General features: G+C 29.6%; 6 protein-coding genes and 2 pseudogenes. All 8 read right to left on the bottom strand.

The window, feature by feature from the left end; all coding sequences use genetic code 11:
• Window positions 1–3: 3 nt before the first annotated feature.
• Window positions 4–1719: an urease subunit alpha gene (gene ureC, locus EJJ37_RS10365; protein ID WP_133015506.1), complete on the bottom strand. Its 1716-nt coding sequence runs from the start codon at window positions 1717–1719 to the stop codon at window positions 4–6.
• Entirely contained in the window at window positions 1719–2042 is a 324-nt protein-coding gene (locus EJJ37_RS10370) for an urease subunit beta (RefSeq protein ID WP_133015507.1), read from the bottom strand. Before EJJ37_RS10370 ends, ureC begins: the two co-directional genes overlap by 1 nt.
• A 15-nt stretch (window positions 2043–2057) precedes the next feature.
• Window positions 2058–2360: an urease subunit gamma gene (locus EJJ37_RS10375; RefSeq protein WP_133015508.1), complete on the bottom strand. Its 303-nt coding sequence runs from the start codon at window positions 2358–2360 to the stop codon at window positions 2058–2060.
• A 325-nt stretch (window positions 2361–2685) separates the two neighbouring features.
• On the bottom strand, window positions 2686–3198 hold the full coding sequence (locus tag EJJ37_RS10380; RefSeq protein WP_133015509.1) for an AmiS/UreI family transporter: 513 nt from the start codon (window positions 3196–3198) through the stop codon (window positions 2686–2688).
• A 135-nt stretch (window positions 3199–3333) separates the two neighbouring features.
• A pseudogene (locus tag EJJ37_RS10385) lies at window positions 3334–3756 on the bottom strand (hypothetical protein).
• A 196-nt stretch (window positions 3757–3952) separates the two neighbouring features.
• Window positions 3953–4126, bottom strand: a pseudogene (locus EJJ37_RS10390) (AAA family ATPase); the annotation flags it as partial.
• Window positions 4127–4294: 168 nt separating this feature from the next.
• Entirely contained in the window at window positions 4295–5005 is a 711-nt protein-coding gene (treR, locus tag EJJ37_RS10395; RefSeq protein ID WP_133015511.1) for a trehalose operon repressor, read from the bottom strand.
• Window positions 5006–5040: 35 nt separating this feature from the next.
• Entirely contained in the window at window positions 5041–6702 is a 1662-nt protein-coding gene (gene treC, locus EJJ37_RS10400; RefSeq protein WP_133015512.1) for an alpha,alpha-phosphotrehalase, read from the bottom strand.
• Window positions 6703–6847 lie beyond the last annotated feature (145 nt).

Consider the following 6847-nt stretch of genomic DNA (forward strand, 5'->3'; position numbering starts at 1 on the left):
ATCTTAGAATAAGAAGTATCTTTGAGCCATTGGTACTGTTTCAGCCGGTTCACAAGTTATAAGCTCTCCATCAACTGTAACGTCATAAGTTTGAGGATCTACTTCTAATTCTGGCATAGCATCATTAAGCTTCATATCCTTCTTAGTTAAATTCCTAATACCTCTTACAGGTAATACTTGTTTTTCTAAGCCTAATTTTCCTTTGATATCATCTTCAAAAGCGTATTTTGATACAAAGGCAGCAGTAGTTTGTGCTGCAGCCTTTCCTTGTGCACCAAACATCTTTCTTAACATTTCTGGTTGACATGTTGGAATTGAAGCATTTGATTCTCCCATAACTGAAAGGTTAATCATACCACCTTTGATTACTACCTTAGGTTTAACTCCAAAGAAAGCAGGTTCCCATAAAACTAAATCAGCCATTTTACCTATTTCTACTGATCCAACATAGTCAGCTATTCCGTGTGCTATAGCTGGGTTTATTGTATATTTTGCAACATATCTTCTAAGTCTGTTGTTATCGTTATATTCTGAATCATTTTCCATTATACCTCTTTGATTCTTCATCTTAGAAGCAGTTTGCCATGTTCTAGAAACAACCTCTCCAATTCTTCCCATAGCCATTGTATCTGAGCTCATAATACTGAATACACCCATATCGTGAAGTATATCTTCTGCAGCAATTGTTTGCTTTCTGATTCTTGAATCAGCAAAAGCTATATCTTCCGGAACTTTGTTATCTAAATGATGACAAACCATAAGCATATCTAAATGTTCTGCTATAGTGTTTACTGTATAAGGTTTTGTTGGGTTGGTAGAAGCTGGCAATACATTTGGATGTGATGCCATCTTTAATATATCAGGAGCATGTCCACCACCAGCACCTTCTGTATGGAATGTATGAATAACTCTTCCTTGTATTGCATCTATAGTATTTTCAACAAATCCACCTTCGTTTAATGTATCTGTATGTATAGCTACTTGTACATCATACTCATCAGCTGTTCTTAAAGCATAGTCAATTGCTGATTTAGTTGCGCCCCAGTCCTCATGAACCTTTAATCCACAAGCACCAGCTCTTATTTGCTCTGCATTAACTTCAACGTTAGCTCCGCTACCTTTTCCAAGGATACCTACGTTTATTGGAAGTTCATCAAAAGCTTCTAACATTCTATGAATATGCCATTCACCAGGAGTACAAGTAGTTGCATTACTTCCATCGTTAGGACCTGTACCACCACCGATTACAGTAGTAATTCCTCCATGTAATGCAGAGTCTACTAAATCTGGGCTAATAAAGTGAACGTGAGTATCAATTCCACCTGCTGTTAAGATACATCCTTCACCAGCTAAAGCTTCTGTACTTACTCCTACTATAAAGTCTATATTGTCCATTCCATCAGGATTTCCACCCTTACCTATAGCAACGATTTTTCCATCCTTAATTCCTATATCAGCTTTATATACTCCTGTATAGTCTAAAACAGTAACCCCAGTGATTATTAAATCTACAACCTTTGGATTCTTTCTAGTTTCTATTGAGTTTTGCCCCATACCATCTCTTAGAGATTTACCGCCACCGAATTTACATTCATCACCGTAAACAGTATAGTCTTTTTCTATTTTTAAGAATAAATCTGTATCTGCAAGTCTAATACTATCTCCTGTAGTTGGTCCAAATAAATCTGAATAATGTTTTCTATCTATTTCAAAAGCCATTATTTTCTACCTCCTTTATCTAGAAAACCATCAACTTTATTACTTAATCCGTAAACTTTTCTTTTTCCAACTATATCTATTAAATCAACTATTTTTTCATCACCTGGTTCAAATCTTACTGCAGTACCTGCTGGTATATCTAATCGCTTTCCATATCCTGCTTCTCTATCAAATTCTAATGAATTATTTACTTCATAGAAATGAAAATGAGAACCTACTTGAACTGGTCTATCCCCTCTATTTACAACTTTAATTTGTATAGCTTCTAATCCTTCATTATATTTAATTGGCTCTTCAGCTAATATGTACTCTCCTGGTATCATAATTTAAACCTCCATTTATTGAATAGGATCATGCACTGTTACAAGTTTAGTACCATCTGGGAATGTACATTCAACTTGTATTGTATGAATCATTTCTGGTATTCCTTCCATAACTTGCTCTCTTTTAAGTACTTGTCTACCTTCATTCATAAGAAGTTCTACAGCCTTACCTTCTCTAGCACCTTCCATTATTTCGTCTGTAATAAGTGCTATAGATTCTGGATAATTTAACTTAATTCCTTTTGCTAGTCTTCTTCTAGCAACATCTGCAGCTACAACTATCATTAATTTTTCTTGTTCCTTCATTGATAATCTCACAGCTATATCCTCCTTCATTATCATTTAAATATCACAATTTTTTATGATATTTTTTTTATACTCCTTTTTTATATATCATTCAAATTTAAACTTTTGACACTTTTTTATTTCTAAAGATTATTTATATTATATTTGTTATGTAAAAACGTTCACAATCTATCATTCTTTAATTTATCTTTATTTTATGACATTTTTGGATAATTTTTTCACGTATTTTTATCTTTTTTTAATGAAATTATTATATCGTTTTTAACTAATAACAATAAAAAAAAAGATTACTACAAAATAATCAAAAAAATCATTTTGTAACAATCTCTTTCAAAATTTATTTAGGAAACATATTAATTAATAATAAGAATCCTGGAATCCAAGCTGTGAAAATACCATCAATAACCGATAAGTATCCAACAAATTTTCCTAACTCTTTCTTCATTACTAATTCTATAAAACTAGTTAACCATAATAAGCCCCATAAAATCCATATAATAACCCAATATATATTTCCTACAGTGAAGTCTATAAATTTAAATGTTGTTGAATCAATAAATGCTAATGGAATTGTATTAATCGCTACAAATAAACAGTACCATCCATATAATCTACCATCTAGATTAAATAAACACCTTGCTGCAATAAATAGATATGTAAATCCAAATAATAAACCTGTTCCTGCTGCAAAATACTCTCCTTGTACTACTGCTATTATATTTATTACAAATGATAATACTCCAGTAAATACATTAAATACTGCCATAGACTTTTGATCTATATTACAAAGCCTTGCTATACCATTAAGTATAAGAACCACTCCAACATATAATAAAACTACACCTAACATAATTTACATCTTCTTTCTTTTATTTTTTACTTGTATTTTATTTCATAATTCTCTTTGAAGAATTCTTGATCTAATCCTTTTAATTGCACTTCGTCACTTACTTTTACAGATTTAATATAGCTGCTCCTAATGGATCTATATTAAATCTCCTTTTTCATTTTTATACGTTCTTTTACCTAGTACACATAATACACCTAAACCTACAAATCCTGATGTAATGTGAATTACTACTCCTCCAGCGAAGTCTACGAATCCCATCTTAGCTAAGAATCCATCACCCTAAACTCAGTGAGCTACTGGACAGTATATAATTAATACTTTTATCCATCCGCTTACAGTCAATCTATTAGCAAAAGCTCCTGCCATTAATGGTGCCGTTATTATAGTAAACATTAATTTATACATAAAGAACATTATGAATAGTATTATATTACTGTAGGTATCATTAACAGCAAAGTTAACATCTTTGAACGCAAAATATTGAAGTGGATTACCAGGAATTTTTCTCTCTCCTAATTCTCCATAGAAAAATATTCTAGGGATTAGTATATCAAACAAAGTCGAATATTGTCAATATTTTCTAATTGAATTAAAATAATTTTAATTTTCTGTATTTTCTTATAATAATTTCTTAATTATCTATTATTGTTAGAGAAATAGCTATATTATTCAATTATATCCCTATTTCCATTCCTAATATTTCCTGTCAATACTTTAACTAACATATTATTTTTCTTAACTATTATGTAATTATAGTTAAAAGTCCATCTTCTTCATATCCATCATATCCTGGAGGCGCTCCTATAAGCTTTAATGCTACATGCTTTTCTTGGTATTCACTCATATCGAATCTTATAATCTTAACGCCTAAGCTATTACTTAATGTTCTTGCTATCTCTGTTTTACCAACTCTTGTTGAAACTACAAAAAAAAAGAGAATCTACTGATTGAATGGTTAAATCAAACTAAAGCTAGTTTCTAGCTTTATTCACGAGCTCTCCCCCTAAGTGGAAAATCTAAAATAAAATCAAATAATAAAAAAACAGATGAAAATAAAGTAATTTCTTTACTTTCATCTGTAATAATAATTTTATATTTAATGTCTTCTTGCAAAATCAACAAATACAAATTTATCTGGTCTATGCCTTGACTCTGTATATTGAAATAAACTAGTATCATCTAAATATGTGTAACTTTTTACTACTACTATCATATCAAAGCCCTTCATATCTAGGTATTTTTTATCTTCTTCTGTTGCATTTTGCACTGTTATTTCTTTCTTAGCATATGCAATTTTTAATCCTAATACATCTTCTACATATTCATATAAGGAATTCTTACATACATCATATGTAAGATTATCTACAAACCTTTTAATCATATAATCTTTATCTAAAATTACCTTTTCTCCATCAAAAGATCTTGTTCTAATAATCTTCCACACCTTTTCATCTTCAGTAATTTCCAATCCTCTTGCTATATTTTTCTTAGGATATATGCAATCCAAAAACTCAACAAAAGTTTCTATATTACTAGTAGACTTTTGAGCAATTTCTTTAAAACTAACTACCCCTGATACTGGAAAGTTAAATTTGTTTATATCTAATACAAAAGATCCTTTTCCTTTAGTCTTTTGTATATATCCATTTTGCTCTAACATATTTAAAGATTTTCTAACAGTATCCCTAGATACATTATATTGATCCATTAGTTCTTTTTCTGATGGCAACTTATCATTACTTTGATATTCTTTGCTTTCTATTTTATTTACTATAATGTTATATATATTTAAATACTTTTTATCCATTTATATCACCATAGTAATTTTATCATATAAATATACTATTTCTCAATATAATAAACTATTGATTCATATGGTCTAAGAGTCATTTCTTTATTTAATTCAACTTCATTAGAGTAGTTAGATATTAATACTTTAACATTGTTATTTTCTAATAATTCTGATGGAATATCTACCTTTGCATCTTCTCCATAGAAATTATTTAAAACAACTAATGTCTTATTTTCATAATTTCTAGTATATCCAAGTACTTTATTATTATCTTCTAATATCATCTTAAAACTACCCTTTGAAATAACATCATATTCTTTTCTTAATGATATTAACTTCTTATAGTGATAGAAAATAGATTCCTTGTCTTTAAGAGCATTTTCTGCATTTATTTCTTTATAAGATTTTGCTACTGGTATCCATGGTGTTCCACTTGTAAATCCAGCATTTTCTTCACTATTCCATTGAATTGGAGTTCTTGAATTATCTCTTGATTTTGATCTTAAAATTTCTAAAATATCAGCTTCTGATTCGCCTTGCTCTTTTAATATATTATAATAATTTATTGACTCAACGTCTCTATACTCTTCTATTGTATCAAAGTAAGGATTAGTCATTCCAAACTCTTCACCTTGATAAATATACGGTGTTCCTCTCATCATATGAATAGTTGTGGCTAACATTTTACCACTTTCATTATGATATTTTTTATCATTTCCAAATCTTGATATTGCTCTAGGTTGGTCATGGTTACACCAGAATACAGCACTCCATCCATTACCTTCTTGCATTCCTTCTTGCCATTCTTTAAATATATCTTTTAGCATTTTAAAGTCAAAATCCATCATTGTCCACTTATCACCATTTTTATAATCGACTTTTAAATGGTGGAAGTTAAATACCATTGATAGCTCTTTTTCATCTGGATTTGAATACTTAATACAATTATCAACAGATGTTGAAGACATTTCTCCTACTGTTATTACATCTTCATACTTACCAAATGTATTTTTATTAAGTTCTTTTAGATATTCATGAATGTTAGGTCCATCTGTATAAAATCTTCTTCCATCACCTATATTATCATCTTCAAATATTTCCGGTTTAGAAATAAGATTAACTACGTCTAGTCTAAACCCCTTTACTCCTTTATCTAACCAGAAGTTTACTACCTTATATATTTCATCTCTAACTTCTTTATTGTCCCAATTTAAATCACCTTGTGTAACATCAAATAAGTGAAGGTAATATTCATTAAATTCTTCTACATACTCCCATGCATTACCTCCGAACTTAGAAATCCAGTTAGTTGGAGGTTCATTATTTTTTCCTTCTTTAAATATATAAAAATCTTTATATTTCTTGTCACCATTTAATGCTTTTTTAAACCATTCATGCTCTGTAGAAGTATGATTAAATACCATATCTAACATAATATCTATATTTCTCTTTTTTGCTTCTACTACAAGATTATCGAAATCTTCCATAGTTCCCATTCTAGGATCTATTTTATAATAATCTGCCACATCATATCCATTATCTTTTTGAGGAGATACATAAACAGGAGTTAACCATATATAATCTACACCAAGTTCTTTTAAATAATCTAATTTTTCTGTTACTCCGTTTATATCTCCAATTCCATCTCCGTTTGAATCATTAAATGACTTAGGGTATATTTGATAAACTACACTTTCTCTAAAATCTTTCATTTTAACTATCTCCTTTTAATATCTCGTGTACATGCTTGTACACAGACGTAATTTACTTATTTTATACGTAGACTACATATAAACAATGTAGTCTACATTTTTTCATACAATTTACCTCTAAGAACTTCTAATTGTTCTTTGAGCT

The sequence above is a fragment of the Clostridium cuniculi genome, from assembly GCF_004353185.1.
GTDB lineage: Bacteria > Bacillota > Clostridia > Clostridiales > Clostridiaceae > Clostridium > Clostridium cuniculi.

Coding starts and splice junctions, on each gene's coding strand:
- treC (WP_133015512.1), bottom strand. CDS start 6,702: ATGAAAGATTTTAGAGAAAGTGTAGTTTATCAAATATACCCTAAGTCA.
- ureC (WP_133015506.1), bottom strand. CDS start 1,719: ATGGCTTTTGAAATAGATAGAAAACATTATTCAGATTTATTTGGACCA.
- EJJ37_RS10380 (WP_133015509.1), bottom strand. CDS start 3,198: ATGTTAGGTGTAGTTTTATTATATGTTGGAGTGGTTCTTATACTTAAT.
- EJJ37_RS10370 (WP_133015507.1), bottom strand. CDS start 2,042: ATGATACCAGGAGAGTACATATTAGCTGAAGAGCCAATTAAATATAAT.
- treR (WP_133015511.1), bottom strand. CDS start 5,005: ATGGATAAAAAGTATTTAAATATATATAACATTATAGTAAATAAAATA.